The organism is Streptomyces sp. NBC_01352 (assembly GCF_036237295.1).
Taxonomy (GTDB): domain Bacteria; phylum Actinomycetota; class Actinomycetes; order Streptomycetales; family Streptomycetaceae; genus Streptomyces; species Streptomyces plumbiresistens.
Genome location: NZ_CP108354.1, coordinates 7,013,068 through 7,029,851, shown reverse-complemented (window position 1 = coordinate 7,029,851; position 16,784 = coordinate 7,013,068). Strand labels below are relative to the sequence as shown.

Annotated in this window: 14 protein-coding genes; 10 read left to right on the top strand and 4 right to left on the bottom strand. The window is 70.8% G+C overall.

The features are described from left to right. Positions 1-136: 136 nt before the first annotated feature. Entirely contained in the window at positions 137-1,366 is a 1,230-nt protein-coding gene (locus OG252_RS32625; protein ID WP_329340569.1) for a GNAT family N-acetyltransferase, read from the top strand. A gap of 301 nt (positions 1,367-1,667) precedes the next feature. Here the strand turns inward: OG252_RS32625 and OG252_RS32620 are convergent, their stop codons facing one another. Together OG252_RS32620 and OG252_RS32615 are read right to left on the bottom strand one after the other, a co-directional pair. Beyond that, positions 1,668-2,477 (bottom strand): Fpg/Nei family DNA glycosylase, encoded by an 810-nt coding sequence (locus OG252_RS32620; protein ID WP_329340567.1) that lies wholly within the window; start codon positions 2,475-2,477, stop codon positions 1,668-1,670. 127 nt (positions 2,478-2,604) lie between these two features. Then, positions 2,605-3,090 (bottom strand): ribose-5-phosphate isomerase, encoded by a 486-nt coding sequence (locus OG252_RS32615; protein ID WP_266439505.1) that lies wholly within the window; start codon positions 3,088-3,090, stop codon positions 2,605-2,607. Positions 3,091-3,319: 229 nt separating this feature from the next. Between OG252_RS32615 and OG252_RS32610 the strand changes: the two genes are divergently transcribed. After that, positions 3,320-4,768 (top strand): amino acid permease, encoded by a 1,449-nt coding sequence (locus OG252_RS32610; protein ID WP_329340564.1) that lies wholly within the window; start codon positions 3,320-3,322, stop codon positions 4,766-4,768. Between the two features lie 68 nt (positions 4,769-4,836). On the opposite strand, the gene OG252_RS32605 is transcribed toward OG252_RS32610, so the two are convergent. Further along, positions 4,837-6,972, bottom strand: coding sequence for a serine/threonine-protein kinase (locus OG252_RS32605; protein WP_329345235.1), 2,136 nt, complete (start codon positions 6,970-6,972; stop codon positions 4,837-4,839). 191 nt (positions 6,973-7,163) lie between these two features. On the opposite strand from OG252_RS32605, the gene OG252_RS32600 reads away from it, so the two are divergent. Both OG252_RS32600 and OG252_RS32595 read left to right on the top strand, forming a co-directional pair. Continuing rightward, positions 7,164-7,886, top strand: coding sequence for an LPXTG cell wall anchor domain-containing protein (locus OG252_RS32600; protein ID WP_329345234.1), 723 nt, complete (start codon positions 7,164-7,166; stop codon positions 7,884-7,886). 70 nt (positions 7,887-7,956) lie between these two features. Next, positions 7,957-9,309, top strand: a complete 1,353-nt coding sequence (locus OG252_RS32595; RefSeq protein WP_329340562.1) for an FAD-binding oxidoreductase — start codon at positions 7,957-7,959, stop codon at positions 9,307-9,309. Here the strand turns inward: OG252_RS32595 and OG252_RS32590 are convergent. Next, positions 9,299-9,877 carry a biotin transporter BioY gene (locus OG252_RS32590; RefSeq protein ID WP_266439502.1) on the bottom strand — a complete coding sequence of 193 codons (579 nt, stop codon included), beginning with the start codon at positions 9,875-9,877 and terminating at the stop codon, positions 9,299-9,301. The genes OG252_RS32595 and OG252_RS32590 overlap by 11 nt on opposite strands. Positions 9,878-10,355: 478 nt before the next feature. Between OG252_RS32590 and OG252_RS32585 the strand changes: the two genes are divergently transcribed. The 6 genes from OG252_RS32585 to OG252_RS32560 all read left to right on the top strand — a co-directional run bounded on the left by OG252_RS32585 (position 10,356) and on the right by OG252_RS32560 (position 16,722). Further along, complete coding sequence (locus tag OG252_RS32585) at positions 10,356-11,609, top strand: ROK family transcriptional regulator (protein ID WP_329340559.1); 1,254 nt, start codon at positions 10,356-10,358, stop codon at positions 11,607-11,609. A 205-nt stretch (positions 11,610-11,814) separates the two neighbouring features. After that, positions 11,815-12,879 carry an ABC transporter substrate-binding protein gene (locus OG252_RS32580; protein WP_329340557.1) on the top strand — a complete coding sequence of 355 codons (1,065 nt, stop codon included), beginning with the start codon at positions 11,815-11,817 and terminating at the stop codon, positions 12,877-12,879. Next, positions 12,876-13,727: an ABC transporter permease gene (locus OG252_RS32575; RefSeq protein ID WP_443068439.1), complete on the top strand. Its 852-nt coding sequence runs from the start codon at positions 12,876-12,878 to the stop codon at positions 13,725-13,727. The genes OG252_RS32580 and OG252_RS32575 overlap by 4 nt, the downstream gene beginning before the upstream one ends. Then, entirely contained in the window at positions 13,703-14,437 is a 735-nt protein-coding gene (locus OG252_RS32570) for an ABC transporter ATP-binding protein (RefSeq protein WP_329340555.1), read from the top strand. The genes OG252_RS32575 and OG252_RS32570 overlap by 25 nt, the downstream gene beginning before the upstream one ends. Further along, the gene (locus tag OG252_RS32565) at positions 14,434-15,813 is read left to right on the top strand and encodes an LLM class flavin-dependent oxidoreductase (RefSeq protein ID WP_329340553.1); all 1,380 of its coding nucleotides are present in this window, start codon (positions 14,434-14,436) and stop codon (positions 15,811-15,813) included. The genes OG252_RS32570 and OG252_RS32565 overlap by 4 nt, the downstream gene beginning before the upstream one ends. A gap of 12 nt (positions 15,814-15,825) precedes the next feature. Further along, on the top strand, positions 15,826-16,722 hold the full coding sequence (locus tag OG252_RS32560) for a TauD/TfdA dioxygenase family protein (RefSeq protein ID WP_266439496.1): 897 nt from the start codon (positions 15,826-15,828) through the stop codon (positions 16,720-16,722). The last annotated feature ends 62 nt before the right edge of the window (positions 16,723-16,784 follow it).

Here is a 16,784-nt window from a genome sequence, read left to right as displayed (position 1 = left end):
AGGCGCTTGGCACGGGAGGTCCCACTTGTCCCCCGTCCGAGGCTCAACTTCACAGTGAACTTCACAGAAAGCCATCGTGGCGCCATCAAGGCGAAATTCCCTGGCCCGTCCCGCAATGCCCTGGTAGGCATGGTTCATGGGGACTGACATGCGGGTACTTCAGCGGGACGACTGGGACCAGTGGTACGACAACCTGATCCGCGCCTTCGGCGGGGTTCCGGAGTCGGCCGAGGAGCGGGAGCTGTGGAACTCGCTCACCGAGACCGACCGTTCCATCGGGGCCTGGGACGGCGACGTGTGCGTGGGCACGGCGGGGGCGTTCAGCTTCCGGCTGTCCGTGCCGGGCGGCGCAGCGGTGCCGGCCGCCGGCGTGACCATGGTCAGCGTGGCCGCCACGCACCGGCGGCGCGGGGTGCTGCGCTCCATGATGCGGCGGCAGCTGGACGACGTACGGGAATGGGGCTGGCCGCTCGCCGTGCTGACGGCCTCGGAGCCCCCGATCTACGGGCGGTTCGGGTACGCCGCGGCGACGCACTGCGTGAACGTCGAGGTCGACACGACGCGCGTACGGCTGTCCGTGCCGCCCGGCACCGATGACGTACGCCTGCGGTACGCCGCGCCGGCCGACGTCCTCGACGCCTGCGAGGCGGTGTACGCGCGCAAGGTGCCCGGTCGGCCGGGGATGTTGGCGAGGCTGCCCGGGTGGGAGCGGCTCGGGGTGCTCGACCCGGAGAGCGAGCGGGGCGGGGCGTCGCCGCTGCAGTGCGTGGTGGCCGAGCGGGGCGGCGAGGTCGTGGGGTACGCGCGCTTCCGGATCAAGCCGGAGTGGGACGCCGCCGGGCCCAAGGGCGTGGTGGTCCTGCGCGACACGGAGGCGCTGGACGCGGCGGCGCACGCCGCGCTGTGGCGGTTCCTGTTCGAGATCGACCTGACGTCGAAGGTCACCGCGCTGGGGCGGCCGTCGGACGAGCCGTGGCTATCCATGGTGTCCGACATCCGGCGGTGCGGGTTGCGGGTGCGGGACTCCTTGTACGTCCGGCTGGTGGAGGTCGGCGCCGCGCTGGAGGCGCGGACCTATCAGGCGCCGGTGGACGTGGTGTTCGAGGTCGAGGACGACTTCTGCCCCTGGAACGCGGGGCGTTGGCGGCTCACCGGGGACGCGAAGGGCGCGTCGTGCGCTCGTACGACGGATGCGGCTGACCTTGCCCTGTCGGTACGGGAGTTGGGGGCCGCGTACCTCGGCGGTGTGAGCCTGGTCTCGCTGGGCGCGGCCGGTCGCGTGCGGGAGCTGCGGCAGGGGGCGCTGACGGAGGCGGCCGTGGCGTTCGGGTCGACGGTCGCGCCCTGGCTGCCCCACGGGTTCTAGGGCCTGTCCGGCGGATCAGGTCGCAGGAAATCGGCGGCGCCTCATCGACGCAGGTGAGCGGGGGCGATGGGGGTCCCCCCGCGCGAGGTTGTTCGAGCGTGGGGGAGCGTCGAGCTGCAAGGCGGAGGAGGGCGTCGATGCGATGGGGGTCCCCCCGCTCGAGCGAAGTCGAGAGTGGGGGAATCGGCAACCGACGACAACGCCGCAGATCGGCGCCCGCCGCGGAGCGGCTGATGTCACTGCTGCCCCGCGTCTGCGGCATGATCCGCCGGACAGGCCCTAGGCCGGTTCCGGACCTGCCTCAGGGCTTCTGGCAGGCCGGGCACCAGAAGAGGTTGCGGGCGGCGAGATCGGCGGTGCGGATCTCGCCGCCACAGATGTGGCAGGGCAGGTTGGCCCTGCGGTACACGTAGACCTCGCCGCCGTGGTCGTCGACGCGCGGCGGGCGGCCCATCGCCTCCGGGGTGTGTTCGGGGCGGACGGTGTCGATGCGGTTGTTGCGGACGCCCTCGCGCATGAGGTCGACGAGGTCGTGCCAGATCGCGTCCCACTCTGCGGGCGTCAGGCTCTGGCCGGTGCGGTACGGGTCGACGCGGTGCCGGAAGAGGACCTCGGCGCGGTAGACGTTGCCGACGCCGGCGACGACCTTCTGGTCCATGAGCAGGGCGGCGATCGTCGTACGGCTGCGGGAGATCCGTCGGTACGCGGTGTCCGGGTCGGCGTCCTCGCGGAGGGGGTCGGGGCCGAGGCGGTCGTGTATCGCGTCCTTCTCGGTGTCCGTGATCAGGGCGCAGGTCGTGGGGCCGCGGAGATCGACGTACGACGTGCTGTTCGCGAGCCGGAGACGGACGGTGTCCGTGGGCGGGGGCGCGGGGGCGTGGCCGAAGGTGACCTTGCCGAAGAGGCCGAGGTGGATGTGGATCCACTCACTGTCGCGGAAGCCCAGGAAGAGGTGCTTGCCGTGGGCCTCGGTGGCGGTGAGTTCCGTGCCGGTGAGGAGGGCGGCGGAGTCGGTGAACTTGCCCTGGGGGCTGGTCACCTGGGGTGCGGTGTTTTTGAAGGCCGCGGCGTAGTCCTGGGCCAGCCGGTGAATCGTGTGCCCTTCCGGCACGGTGCTGTTTCCTTTCCGCGACCCCTGGGGCTCCGCCCCAGACCCCGCCAGGGGGCTCCGCCCCCTGGACCCCCCTACCTATGCCCACCCACCGCCCGACTCGGTGGGTCGAAAGGTGCCGTAGCGCCTACTGCTGCGGGTGGTGTGCCGGGATCGGCGGCAGGTCGCCCGTCGTCTCGTAGTCGGCCAGCATCTCGATGCGGCGGATGTGACGCTCGTCACCGGAGAACGGCGTGTTCAGGAAGGTCTCGACGAACTTGGTCGCCTCCTCCTGGGTGTGCATACGCGCGCCCACCGCGACGACGTTCGCGTTGTTGTGCTGGCGGCCGAGGGACGCCGTCTCCTCGCTCCAGGCGAGGGCCGAGCGCACGCCCTTCACCTTGTTCGCGGCGATCTGCTCGCCGTTGCCGGAGCCGCCGATCACGACGCCGAGGGCCTCGGGGTCCGCGGCCGTCCGCTCGGCGGCGCGGAGGCAGAACGGCGGGTAGTCGTCCTGGGCGTCGTAGATGTGGGGACCGCAGTCGACCGGGTCGTGGCCCGCCGCCCTGAGCCACTCGACGAGGTGGTTCTTGAGTTCGAAGCCGGCATGGTCGGAGCCGAGATACACGCGCATGGGACGAGTGTGACACGGGCGTTTCAGGGCAGCAGCCCGGGGGGCCGATCCAGAAAACTGTGGGCAACACTACAGAACCTCAGGAAAAGCTCAAGTAACGATCCGGAATCAAAGGTTCACCAATCCCTTCGCCTCCGATTCACTGGACCGACCCGTACGCCGCTCGTACGGGAACCCGCACCTCCCCCCGTGCGGGATGAGCTCACCCGGCGCAAAGGAACCCCCTCCTATGACTTCGCAGCCGACCCTTCCCAAGGCCGGACAAGACCCCGGAGCCTCAGGCCGACCCGGCGAACCCGGCAACGGCCTCCAGGCGGGACTCAAGAACCGTCATCTCTCGATGATCGCCATCGGGGGTGTCATCGGGGCCGGACTGTTCGTCGGGTCCAGCTCCGGTATCGCCACCGCGGGCCCCGGCATCCTCCTGTCGTACGCGCTCGTCGGCACGCTCGTGGTGCTGGTGATGCGGATGCTCGGCGAGATGTCCGCCGCCAACCCGACCTCGGGTTCGTTCTCCGCGCACGCCGACCGGGCGCTCGGGCCATGGGCCGGGTTCTCCATCGGCTGGCTGTACTGGTTCTTCTGGGTGGTGGTACTGGCCATCGAGGCGACCGCCGGAGCCAAGATCCTCGAAGGGTGGATACCCGCCGTACCGCAGTGGGGATGGGCCCTCCTCGTGATGGTGGTCCTCACCGCCACCAACCTCATCTCCGTCGGCTCCTACGGCGAGTTCGAGTTCTGGTTCGCCGGGATCAAGGTCGTGGCGATCGGCGCGTTCATCGTCATCGGCGGGCTGGCCGTCTTCGGGGTGCTGCCGGGTGTCGACAGCGACCAGGCCGGCCTCGGCAACCTCACCGACCACGGCGGGTTCCTGCCGAACGGGCCCGGCGCCATCCTCACCGGCATCCTGCTCGTCGTCTTCTCCTTCATGGGCAGCGAGATCGCGACCCTCGCGGCCGGCGAGTCCGAGGACCCGCAGCGGGCCGTCACCAAGTCGACGAACAGCATCATCTGGCGTATCGGCGTCTTCTACCTCGGCTCGATCTTCGTCGTCGTGACGCTGCTGCCGTGGGACGCCCAGTCCATCCAGGACGACGGCTCCTACGTCGCCGCCCTCGACTCCCTCGGTATCGCGCACGCCGGTCAGATCATGAACTTCATCGTGCTGACCTCGGTGCTGTCCTGTCTCAACTCCGGCCTCTACACCGCCTCCCGGATGGCCTTCTCGCTCGGCCAGCGCGGGGACGCGCCGAAGGCGTTCGCGCGGACGACCAGTCGGGGTGTGCCCCTCGCGGCGATCATGGCCTCCGTGGCGTTCGGGTTCGTGGCCGTGTTCTTCAACTACAAGTTCCCGGACTCCGTCTTCCTCTTCCTGGTCAACTCCAGTGGTGCGGTCGCCCTGTTCGTGTGGCTGGTGATCTGTTTCTCGCAGCTGCGGATGCGGAAGATCATCCAGGCCGAGGCGCCGGAGAAGCTGGTCGTGAAGATGTGGCTGTACCCGTACCTGACCTGGGCGACGGCCGCGCTGATCGTCTTCGTCCTCGGCTACATGCTGACCGACACAGAGCACGACGGCCGCGAGACCGTGCTGCTGTCGCTGCTGGTCGCGGCGGGCGTTCTCGTCATCGCCCTCGTGAAGGAGAAGGTCAAGGGCGGGCGCGCGGTCACGGAGGTCTGATCGCAGTGCGGTGAACGACGGAGGGGCCCGTACGGTACGGGCCCCTCCGTCGTGTCTCACGACACCTCTCACAACACCGTAAAGCTGTCCCTCACCTTGCCGTACGTCTTGAGGGCCTGCGCCTCGATGTCCGGCTGGTACCAGGTGTTGATCTGGTACGACTTCCCGTTCTCGTTGAAGCCCAGCAGCTGGGCGTGCCAGGGGACGCCCTCCAGGGTGAAGGTGTACTCCCAGACGACCGCGGGGTTGCCGCGGAACGTCGTCTCCTCCAGGCGGATCTTCTGGTAGTCCCTGCCCTTGCGGGCGTTCTGTTCGGATGTCCGCCAGCTCTCCATCAGGTCGCCGCGGGCGAGGGAGGACTTGGCGGCCAGCTCCTGCTTGCCGTCCGGGGACGTGTAGTGCACCTCGGCGCCCGTCTTGATGTCCCGCCGCCAGCCGGCCGGCGTCGCCCACGCGAACCCGCCCGCCTCCGCGCGCACCCCCGGCGGCAGGCTCTGCGGCCTCGACGTGCCCTCGACGGTGGGCGACGGGCTGTCGCTCGGGGTGGTGGACGGGGCCTGTGACGAGACCTGTGAGGAGGAGGCCGACGGGGACCCTCCCGCCCGGTTGTCGTCCGGCGAGCCGCTCGTCGCCGCCAGGACGATCGCGACGACCGCACCGGCGGTGACCACGCCCACGGCGGCGACCAGGCCCGTACGACGTCCCGCGCGCCGCCTGTGCCGGGGGTCCGCCGGGACGGCGGGGCCGGGGAGTTCGCCCGGCGGCATGGGGAGCGGGGCGGGGGTGGCGGGTGCGGGGCGGCGTTCTGTCTGCGCCTGGGCGCGGAGGAGTGAGACGCCGGTGACGGTGGGGGCGGCCGCTCCGGCCGCTCCGGCCGCTGCGGTGCCCACGGAGTTGCCGGACGGGGTCCGGGAGCGGGTGTCCGAACGCAGCTCGGAGGCGGCTTCGGTGGAGGCGCTGGCCGGTCGGGGAGCGGGGACAGGGGTGGAATCGGGAGTGGATTCGGGTGTGGATTCGGGTGCGGGCGCCGGTCCCGACCGCGATACGGGTGTGGCCTCCGGCGTCGGTGCCGGTGTCCTGGGGTCGCGCAGCGTGCGCAGATGCCGGGTGTTCACGAACGGCGGCGTGGGCGACTCCTCGGGTGCCGAGGGGAGGGGTGGCGTCGCGTCCTGGATGTCCGGCGCCTCCGGTTCGGCCGCCGGCCCGGGTACTGGTTCGAGTTCTGGTTCCGGCTCCTCGTCCCGGCCCTGGACCGGCCGGTCCTCAACCGGCCGCTCCTCGGCCAAGAGTTCTTCTGGAGGCGCCGGAGCTTCCGGGGGCGCCGGAGCCGCCGGAGCCGCCCCCTCCCGAGAAACGCCCCCCGCCTCTCCCCCGCCCACCGGCACGGTCGGCATCGTCGGCGGCGCCGGATACGCGAGCGGCCGTAGGGACGCCTCCAGTTCCTCCAGCCCCGGCCGTACCGTCGGCTCCTTCTCCAGCAGGGCGGCCAGGATGTCCCGCAACGGGCCTTGGGCGGCGGGGAGTTCGGGCTCCTCGTACAGGACGGCGTGCAGCGTCGCCAGTGTCGTGTCGCGGGAGAAGGGGGAGCGGCCGCCCATGGCCGCGCACAGGGTCGCGCCGAGGGACCACACGTCGGACGGCGGGCCCTGCGGGCGGCCGGAGACCCGCTCGGGGGCCATGTAGTCGGGCGAGCCGACCAGCATGCCGACCATGGTGAGCGCCTTGGCGTCCTGGATGGCGGCGATGCCGAAGTCCGTGAGAACGATGCGCCCTGCGCGGTTCTCCACCAGGACGTTGCCGGGTTTGATGTCCCGGTGCAGGACGCCCCGGTCGTGCACCTGGCGCAGCGCCTCCACCAGGCCGAGTCCGAGCCGTGCCGTCTCGCGCGGGCCGAGCGGGCCGTCCTCGTCCATGATGCGTTCGAGGGAGCGGCCGGCGACCAACTCCATGACGATCCACAGGCGTTCGCCCTCGTCGACGACGTCATACACGCGAACGACGTTGGGGTGGTCGATCCTCGCGGTGGCCCGGGCCTCGCGCAGGGTCCGTTCTCGGCGGGTGCGGGCGTCCTCGGCGTCGAGACCGTCTATACGCATCTCCTTGACGGCGACCTGTCGGTCGAGTATTTCGTCGGCGGCTCGCCACACCCGCCCCATTCCCCCCTGGCCGATACTTTCGACCAGGCGATAGCGCCCTGTCACCAGAAGCCCTGGAACTCCGCCGCTCCTCGTATTTCCCGTATTCCCCGGCAATCCGCTGCACCCCCTCACATACCTCCGGACGTTCCCGACTGGAACACAATGGTCACACTTCGCGCCGTACCAGCATAGTGCGGAGAAATCTTGTGGTACCTCTTCAAGTACTGCGAATTCAGGCGCAGCCAAGGGGGACGAACATGAGTTCTCGTCGTGCGACGACCATCGCGGGATCGCTGGTCACGGCATCTTTCTCGGCCGTGTTGATCCTTTCCGGAACCGCCGGTGCGGATGACCAGGGACCCGGGAGCAGCAAGGGGGGAAAGGCCGTTGACGAGGCGCCGGCGGGCGTGAAGCTGACCACGCTGCTGCCGGAGAAGATCTCGGTCGACAACAGCTCGCAGGAAACGGACGTCACCGCCACGGTGAAGAACGAGGGGACCAAGGACAGCGGCGAGATCAGGCTTTTGGTCGTCGGTTTCGACGGACTCACGGTCAAAAACGTTCAAGGCTGCTCTCCGATTGACGAAAAAGACCTTCCGGAGGGCTCGAACAGCGGTTTCAGCTGCCCCATCGACAATCTGGCGGCGGGTAAGTCGGAGTCGTACGCCGTCGACGCGACATTCGATCTCGGCAAGACCGGAAAGATCTGTCTGCCGGTGCAGACCAGCGACGGGAAGAAGACGTTCTGGCAGCAGGGCCCGGTTCCGTTCGGTACGACGAACCCGTCGCCGAACGCCCCGGCCACCCCGCTGCTGCTCGGCACCGACAACAAGCCGGTCGGGCCGGGCGGCGACGAGCTGCCGAACACCGGTTTCGAGCGTGACGTCCTGCCGCTGGGGGCGGCGGGCACGGCACTGCTGGCCGTCGGCGCGGCCGGGCTGTGGTGGTCGCAGCGGCGGCCGCGGCAGCGGGAGAACTGACCCCGCGGATCCTCAAGGACGAGGCATAACCTGACGGCACCTGTCAGGTTATGCCTCCACCATCGGCCGTATGAATCACCTGACCGACACGACAGACCCGCACGCTCTGCCCGTCCTGCGCCCCGGCGACCCCGGCTACGACGCCGAACTCGCCGGTTTCCAGACCGGGTTCGTGCCACGCCCCGCCCTCGTGGTCGCCGCCCGCTCCCCGGGTGACGTGGTCGCCGCCGTGCGGTACGCGGCCGACCGGAAGCTACCGGTAGGCGTCCAGGCCACCGGGCACGGCATGCCGGGCCCCTCGGAGGGCGGCGTCCTCGTCACGACCGCACGCATGGACGCGGTCCGTATCGACCCCGAAGCGCGCACCGCCCGCCTCCAGGCCGGCGTCCGTTGGGGCCGGGTCGTCGAGGCCGCCGAGCCGTACGGACTCGCGCCGCTCAACGGCTCGGCGCCGTCCGTCGGTGCCGTCTCCTACACGCTGGGCGGCGGACTGGGCATCCTGGCCCGCGAGTTCGGTTACGCGGCCGACCATGTGCGCGGGCTGGACGTCGTCACCGGCGACGGCGAGCCGCGGCACGTGACCCGCGCGTCCGACCCCGACCTGTACTGGGCGCTGCTCGGTGGCGGAGCCGCCCTCGGCATCGGCATCGTCACGGAGCTGGAGATCGGCCTCGTCCCCGTCCGCACGCTCTACGGCGGCTCGCTCGCCTTCGACGGCCGCGAGGTCGGTCCGGCGGTCGTGCTGCGGGCGTACGAGGAGTGGACGCGGACCGTGCCCGACGGGCTGACCTCGTCCTTCGCCGCCGTACCGTATCCGGACCTGCCGGCGTTGCCGCCGCACCTGCGCGGGCGGTACGTGGTGTCCGTACGGGTCGCCCACACCGGCGCCGACGGCGATCAGGACGGCGATCAACTCGTCGCCCCGCTGCGGAAGATCGGGCCGGTGCTCGCCGACTCGCTGCGCGAGATGCCGTACGCCGAGAGCCACACCATCCACAGCGACCCGGACTTCCCGCACGCCTACTACGGGGACAGCGCGGTGCTGAGCGAGCTGGACGTCGACGGGGCCGCCGAGCTGCTCGCGCGCACCGGGCCGGACGCGGGCGCCATGTGCGTCGTCCAGGTCAATCACCTGGGCGGGGCACTCGCACGGCCGGCGCCGAACTCGGTGCCGTACCGCGAAGGGCGTTTCCTGGTGCGGTTGTTGACCATGGGCGACCGGGAGGCGGCCCGCCGGATCCTGGACCCCGCCTTCGCGCTGCTCGCGCCCGTCACGCTCGGGCGGGCGGTCAACTTCGCGTTCGGGGCGGGCGATCGGGCCGGGGATCTGTACGACGCGGAGACGCGGAAGAGGCTCGCCGCAGTGAAGTCGCAGTACGACCCGGCGAACCTCTTCCGGAACAGCTACCGGGTCAGCGCTTGACGAGCTTCCAGGCGGAGGGCAGCAGGCCCATCGCCAGGGCCGCCTTCACGGCGTCGCCGATCAGGAACGGGGTGAGGCCGGCCGCGATCGCGGCGGACGCCGAGAGGCCGGCCGCGTAGGCGAGGTACGGGACGCCGACGGCGTAGATGATCGCCTCGCCCACCAGCATCGTGCCCGCCATGCGGAGCATCGAGCGGTCGGCGCCGCGGCGGGCCAGGGCGCCCACGGCGGCGGACGCGAGCAGCATGCCGAGGATGTAGCCGAAGGAGACGGAGACTCCTGAGGTGCCGTTCGCGAACCACGGCACACCGGCGAGACCGGCCAGCGCGTAGACGACGAGCGCGGAGAGGCCGCGGCTCGCGCCGAGCGTCGTGCCGACGAGCAGCGCGGCGAAGGTCTGGCCGGTCACCGGCACCGGGGAGCCCGGCACGGGCACCGCGATCTGGGCGGCGAGGCCGGTGAGCGCGGCGCCGCCGACCACGAGGGCCACGTCCCGGACACGGGAGGCGGGGAGCAGGTCGGCGAGGACCTGCCCCGGGCGAGCGGGGGCGACGGCAGCGGTGCTCATGGGGACTCCGCGGGGTGAAGGGCACGGGGGACACGGCGACGCTATCCCAGCGCCCTCGCGCCGATCACCGTCAGCGCTCGACAAAGGGTGGAGCGCGGGCTTGGTGGGCTCCGGACAAAAGGTGGGGGTTACACGGTGTTCGGGGTGATGCTGGTCACTGAGGTGACGTGGTGTGGGATACGGAGGCGCCGTGGGCTGGATCTGTCGGATTCCGCCAATGAGCTCGCGGCGTGGATCGCGGCGTGGACACCCGCTGTCTCGCCCGTCGGTCGCCGTCTGGGCAGCGCGGGACCGTTTTGCTAGCTTCGGGCGCATGGTTGCCCAGGCCCGGAACTTCTCGTCGCGTCGCCACGTCGATCTGCGACGCGTGGGCACGGCCGTCTGTCGCCTCCGGTAGGTCGGGGCGGGCGGAGCGGATCCGGTGCGCCTCGACTCATGAGTCGGCGCACCGTCGGAACCGTTCCTGAGGATGATCTCCATGCCCCGTACCGCGACAGCACACCTTCCTGCCTCCCCGTCTCCTCCTTCTTCCCTTCCGCCTGCTTCCCTTCCGCCTGCTTCCCTTCCGCGCGCCGCCGATCCCGACCGGCGCCGGACCAGCGCCAGCGCCGTGCTGCGTTCCGTGCTGGAGCACGGGCCGGTCGCGCGCAGCACCATCGCGCGGCTGACCGGGCTGTCCCCGGCCTCGGTGACCGACTACTGCGCGCGGTTCACGCGGGCCGGTCTGATCCGTGAGGCCGCCGCGCCCCGGCAGTCCAAGGGTGTGGGCCGGCCCCATGTGCCCGTCGACCTGGACGATTCACGGTTCGTAGTGGGCGGCGTCCATGTGGCCGTGCCCTACACCACGGTCGCGCTGCTGGATCTGCGCGGCCGGGTGGTCGCCGAGCGGCGGCTGAAGCACCCGGCCGGGGCTGTCGAGTCCCGGCAGGTGCTGGCGCGGGCCGCCGACGGGCTGGCCGCGCTCCTCGCACGGGCTCCGGAGCGCCGGCCGCTGGGTGTCGGTGTGGCGGTCGGCGGCTGGGTGGACCGGGACTCCGGGACCGTGGTGGCGCACCCGCTGCTGGACTGGCGGGATGTGCCGGTGCGGGATGTGGTCGCCGCACACACCGGGCTGCCGGTGCATGTGGACGGACATGCGCGGGCCTTGGTCAACGCGGAGCGTCTGTTCGGGCGGGCCCGTGGCAGCGGGAGCATGCTGCACCTGTTCGTCGGCAACGTCGTCGACGCGGCGTTCGCCACCCACGACGAGGTGCACCACGGTCCGCGCAGCCAGGCGGGTGCCATCGCCCATCTGCCCGTGCCGGGCGGCACGGAGACGTGCGCGTGCGGGCGCACCGGCTGCCTCCAGGCCGAGTTGAGTGAGCGCACCCTGTGTCGGCGGGCGCGGGAGGCGGGTGTCACCGACGGCGTGAACCCGATGCACGTGGTCGCCGCGGCGGCCGGCGGCGACCGGGCCGCCGTACGGCTGTTGGTGGACCGTGCGCGTCAGGTCGGGCGGGCGGTCGGGCTGCTGCTCGACGTGCTCAACCCGGAGATCGTCGTCGTCACCGAGATCGGTGCCCTGCACCGGGAGGACTGCCTCTCCGCGCTGCGGGAGGCGGTCGGGGCGGAGCGGGCGGCGGCCGTGGTGCCGACGAGTTTCGCGGATTCCGTGCTTGCTGTGGCGGGCGGATCGGTGGCTCTCGACGTGCTGTACCGGGATCCGTTGGGTGCCTCACCTGAGGCGAATTAATTCAGAAATGCGGAATGTTGACAGGCCCGGCCCGAGGGAAGGAACATCCTGGTCATGAGCTGTCGCACCCTCTGTTGCTGACGCGTTGCCGCGCTTGAAGCGCGCGCCCACCTCTCTTTCCTGCGTGAATTCCCTTGCCGGGCTCTCTCCCGCCCGGAATTCCGCACGCACGCGTTCCTTTCACTTCGGCTCACGGAGTCCTCCCATGCCCTCTCCACTCGTACCCGGTATCGACCGACGGCTCTTTCTCACCTCCCTGCTCGGCGTCTCGGCCGCCGCGGCCGGGCTCAGCGGTTGCGCGGGCAGCAGCGCCGCGGCCTCGAAGTCGTCCCTCTCCGAGCCGCTGGCGAAGACGGTCCCGGCCGGCACCAGCCTGAAGATCGCCTCGTACCAGAACGTCCAGCAACTCCAGTTCAGGCTCGCGAAGTTCGGCGAGCTTCCTTTCAAGGTGAGCAGCTGGGCGAACATCGGCGCCGGCCCCGACGTCATCAACGCATTCCGCTCGGGATCCCTGGACGTCGCCAACAACGCGGGCATTCCGCCGATCCAGGCGCAGTTCCAGGGCTACGACGCGAAAATCGTCGCCATCAACATCACCCGCAAACCGAACTACCTCTTCGCCACCAAGCCCGGCAGCGACATCCGCTCGGTCGCGGACTTCGCGGGGAAGAAGCTCGCCTTCTCGCAGGGCCAGGCGCAAGGCGTCGTACTCCTGCGGGCGTTGAAGAAGGCCGGGCTCGCCTACGACGACGTGAAGCTCGTGCCGCTGACCAGCAACCAGTTCCTCACGGCGCTGCAGTCGGGCCAGGTGGACATCGCGCCGCTCGCCAACCAGCAGGCGCCCGCCTATCTCCAGCAGTACGAGTCCAAGGGCGCCCGTGCCATCACCACGGACGTCGTGGACCTGCTCAACCTGCTGTGGGCGCCGACCTCGGTGCTGTCCGACCCCGCGAAGGCCGCCGCGGTCGCCGCGTACATCCCGTACTGGGCGAAGGGCCAGGTGTGGCAGTACGAGCATCCGGACGTCTGGAACGAGGAGTTCTACGTCAAGACGCAGAACCTGAGCCTCGCGCAGGCGCGGTCGATCACCGAGCTCGCCAACAAGCCGCTGTTCCCGCCCAGTTGGGACGAGGCCGTGAAGTGGGAGCAGGAGACCGCCGATCTGCTGGCGGAGGGCGGCTTCGTGAAGGGGTTCAAGGTCGACTCGCTCTTCGACCGGCGCTTCGAGGGCATCGCGGCGAAGTCCGTACCCGCGGAGTACCGGAGGTGAGCGCCACCGTGACCACGACCGCCACCGCGCCCGTCACGCCGGCCGAGGACAGCAGTCCTCAGGTCCGCCGGCGCCGCCGCCTCTCCCCCGGCCACCGGCTGCCCGCCACCCGCCTGCTCGGCCCCGCCCTCATCCTCGCCCTGTGGGCCGCCGCCTCCGCCGCCGGACAGCTCGACCCGGGTGCGATCCCGGCGCCCTGGACGGTGCTGGAGACCGGCGTCCGGCTGTGGACCGACGGCACGCTGCCCACCGACATCCTGACCTCGCTGCGCCGTGCGGCATCCGGCTTCGCGATCGGCCTGACCGCGGGCATCGCCCTGGCTCTCGCGTCCGGGCTCAGCCGCGTCGGCGAGGCCCTGATCGACGGATCCGTGCAGCTCAACCGGGCCATCCCGACGCTCGGCCTGATCCCGCTGTTCATCCTCTGGCTGGGCATCGGCGAGACCTTCAAGGTGGCGATCATCGCGATCGTCGTCTACATCCCGATCTACCTGAACACGCACTCCGCGCTGTCAGGCATCGACCACCGGTACGTCGAACTCGCCGAGGTCCAGGGCCTGTCGCGGTACGCCTTCATCCGGCGGATCGTGGTCCCCGGCGCCTTGCCCGGCTTCTTCGTCGGGCTGCGGCTCGGCGTGACCGGATCCTGGCTGGGCCTGGTCGTGCTGGAGCAGATCAACGCCACCAGCGGACTCGGCTACATGATGTTCCAGGCCCAGAACTACGGCCAGACGGACGTCATCCTCGTCGGCCTGGTCGTCTACGGCATCTTCGGCCTGATCTCCGACAGCGCGGTCCGTCTCATCGAACGGAGGGTGCTGTCATGGCGCCGCACGCTGAGCAACTGACCCGCCCGGCCGTCCAGCTCCGGGGCCTGACCAGGTCGTTCGACGGACGTACGGTCCTCGACGACATCGACCTCGACCTCCCCGCCGGACAGTTCACCGCCCTGCTCGGGCACAGCGGCTCCGGCAAGAGCACCCTGCTGCGGGCGGTCGCCGGACTCGACCACGAGGTGGCGGGGAGTGGCCGGCTGACCGCGCCGGAAAGGGTGTCGGTCGTCTTCCAGGACTCCCGGCTGCTGCCCTGGCAGCGCGTCCTCGACAACGTCCTCCTCGGCCTCGACGGCAAGGAGGCGGACCGCAAGGGCCGCGAGGCCCTCGCCGAGGTGGGCCTGAAGGGCCGCGAACGGGCCTGGCCGAACGAGCTGTCCGGCGGCGAGGCCCAGCGCGCCGCCCTGGCCCGCTCCCTCGTCCGCGAGCCGGAACTCCTGCTGGCCGACGAGCCGTTCGGCGCCCTCGACGCCCTCACCCGGATCCGGATGCACGTCCTGCTGAGGCAGCTGTGGGAACGCCACCGGCCCTCCGTCCTGCTCGTCACCCACGACGTGGACGAGGCGATCGTGCTCGCCGACCGGGTCCTCGTCCTCGACCAGGGCCGTATCGGCCTCGACCTGACCATCGACCGCCCGCATCCGCGCTCGTACCGCGATCCGCTGCTCGGCGAGTACCGGGAGCGGCTGCTGGCCGCGCTCGGCGTGACGGAGGACCACCAGTGACCACCAGACAGCTGCACCTGAACGCGTTCCTGATGAACACCGGCCACCACGAGGCGTCGTGGCGGCTGCCGGAGAGCGACCCGTACGCCCACGTGGACCTCGCGCACTACGTCCGCCTCGCCCGGATCGCCGAACGCGGCACCTTCGACTCGCTGTTCCTCGCCGACGGACCGCAGCTCTGGGGAAGCGTGGCCCAGCGCCCCGCCGGCGCCCTGGAGCCGCTCACCCTGCTGACCGCGCTGGCGACGGCCACCGAGCACATCGGCCTCATCGCCACGGCCTCCACCTCCTACAACTCCCCCTACAACCTGGCCCGCAAATTCGCCTCGCTCGACATCATCAGTGGCGGCCGGGCGGGCTGGAACATCGTCACCACGGCGGGTGCCGAGGCCGCCCGCAACTTCGGTCTCGCCGCCGAGCCCGCGCACGCCGAGCGGTACGCCCGCGCCACCGAGTTCCTCGACGTGGCGCTGAAGCTCTGGGACAGCTGGGAGGACGACGCGATCGTCGCCGACAAGGCGTCCGGTGTCTGGGGTGACGACACGAGGATCCATCCGCCCCGGCACCAGGGGACGTACTTCAGCGTCGAGGGCGCCCTCAACGTGCCGCGCACCCCGCAGGGTTACCCGCTGCTCGTGCAGGCGGGGTCGAGCGAGGACGGGAAGCGCTTCGCGGCGCGGTACGCGGAGGCGGTGTTCACCGCCCAGCAGACCATCGAGGACGCGCAGGCCTTCTACGCCGACCTCAAGTCCCGTACGGCGGCGGCCGGTCGCGACCCCGACCACCTCAAGGTGCTGCCCGGCATCGTCCCGGTGATCGGGTCGACGCAGGCCGAGGCCCGTGCCAAGGAGCGGCTCCTCGAAGACCACATCGTGTACACGCACGGCGTGGCCCGGCTGGAGAGCCTGCTGCAACTGGAGCCGGGCACCCTGGAGTTGGACGCCCAGCTCCCCGCCGACCTGCCGCCGGAGAGTGCGATCGAGGGCGCCAAGAGCCGCTACACGCTCATCGTGGAGCTCGCTCGGCGCGAAGGCCTCACCGTGCGGCAGCTGGTCGGGCGCCTCGGCGGCGGCCGCGGGCACCTCACCTTCGCGGGCACGCCCGAGCAGGTCGCCGACGCGATCGAGACGTGGTTCACGCACGGCGCCGCCGACGGCTTCAACATCATGCCCGCGGTCCTGCCCTCCGGCCTCGACACCTTCGTCGACCACGTCGTCCCGATCCTGCGCACCCGCGGCCTGCTCCGTACGGAGTACGGCCCGCGCCGGACCCTGCGGGAGCGATACGGCCTTCCACGCCCCGCCAACCAGTACGTCAGCCCCGTCGAGGAATCCGCCCCGGAAACCGCCCCGGAATCCGCACTCGCCCGAGTCTGAAAGGACCCGCACATGTCCGACATCCAGATCCGCAAGGTCACAGCGAACATCGGTGCCCGGATCTCCGGCGTCGACCTCGCCAAGCCCCTCGACGAGGAGACGGTCGTCGCCCTCCGCGACGCGCTGAACACCCACAAGGCCCTGGTCTTCGACGACGTGAACCTCGACGACGAGGGCCAGCAGGCCTTCGTCCGGCACTTCGGGGACATCACCACCGCCCACCCGACCGTGCCGTCCGTCGAGGGCGTACCGAACGTGCTGCCCGTCGACAGCGAGCGGGGCCGCGCCGCCAACAACTGGCACACGGACGTCACCTTCGTCCTCAACCCGCCCCAGGCCAGCACCCTGCGCAGCATCACGATCCCGCCGTACGGCGGCGAGACCCTGATCGCCAGCTCCGCGGCCGCCTACCGCGACCTGCCGCAGCCGCTGCGACTGCTGGCCGACACCCTGTGGGCCGAGCACACCAACGACTACGACTACGCCGTACCGGAGGAGACGGTCGACGAGGCACAGGCCGCCGCCCGCGCCCAGTTCACCTCGATCAAGTACCGCACGGCCCACCCGGTGGTCCGGGTCCACCCGCTGACCGGCGAACGCGGCCTGTTCATCGGCGGGTTCGCGCAGCGTCTGGTGGGGCTGTCGGTGGGCGAGTCCCGCAAGATCCTCGACCTGCTCCAGTCGTACGTCACCCGGCCGGAGAACGTCCTGCGCCACCGCTGGTCGGAGAACCAGCTGGTCCTCTTCGACAACCGCATCACCCAGCACTACGCCATCGACAACTACGACGGCCTGCCGCGCCGCCTGCACCGGGTGACCGTCGCCGGTGACGTGCCGGTGGGCGTGGAGGGCAAGGAGAGCTATGTGATCGAGGGGGACGCCTCGCACTACACCTCCGTGGCGGCGTAACCGCCCCCGCGCCGGCAGAAGGCCCTCACGTGCGACACGTGGGGGCCTTCTTCTTGCCCCTC

What these genes read in the sequence shown, in the direction of transcription:
- OG252_RS32625 (WP_329340569.1), top strand. Translation starts at nt 137, where the DNA reads ATGGGGACTGACATGCGGGTACTTCAGCGGGACGACTGGGACCAGTGG.
- OG252_RS32615 (WP_266439505.1), bottom strand. Translation starts at nt 3,090, where the DNA reads ATGCGCGTGTATCTCGGCTCCGACCATGCCGGCTTCGAACTCAAGAAC.
- OG252_RS32610 (WP_329340564.1), top strand. Translation starts at nt 3,320, where the DNA reads ATGACTTCGCAGCCGACCCTTCCCAAGGCCGGACAAGACCCCGGAGCC.
- OG252_RS32600 (WP_329345234.1), top strand. Translation starts at nt 7,164, where the DNA reads ATGAGTTCTCGTCGTGCGACGACCATCGCGGGATCGCTGGTCACGGCA.
- OG252_RS32595 (WP_329340562.1), top strand. Translation starts at nt 7,957, where the DNA reads ATGAATCACCTGACCGACACGACAGACCCGCACGCTCTGCCCGTCCTG.
- OG252_RS32590 (WP_266439502.1), bottom strand. Translation starts at nt 9,877, where the DNA reads ATGAGCACCGCTGCCGTCGCCCCCGCTCGCCCGGGGCAGGTCCTCGCC.
- OG252_RS32585 (WP_329340559.1), top strand. Translation starts at nt 10,356, where the DNA reads ATGCCCCGTACCGCGACAGCACACCTTCCTGCCTCCCCGTCTCCTCCT.
- OG252_RS32580 (WP_329340557.1), top strand. Translation starts at nt 11,815, where the DNA reads ATGCCCTCTCCACTCGTACCCGGTATCGACCGACGGCTCTTTCTCACC.
- OG252_RS32570 (WP_329340555.1), top strand. Translation starts at nt 13,703, where the DNA reads ATGGCGCCGCACGCTGAGCAACTGACCCGCCCGGCCGTCCAGCTCCGG.
- OG252_RS32560 (WP_266439496.1), top strand. Translation starts at nt 15,826, where the DNA reads ATGTCCGACATCCAGATCCGCAAGGTCACAGCGAACATCGGTGCCCGG.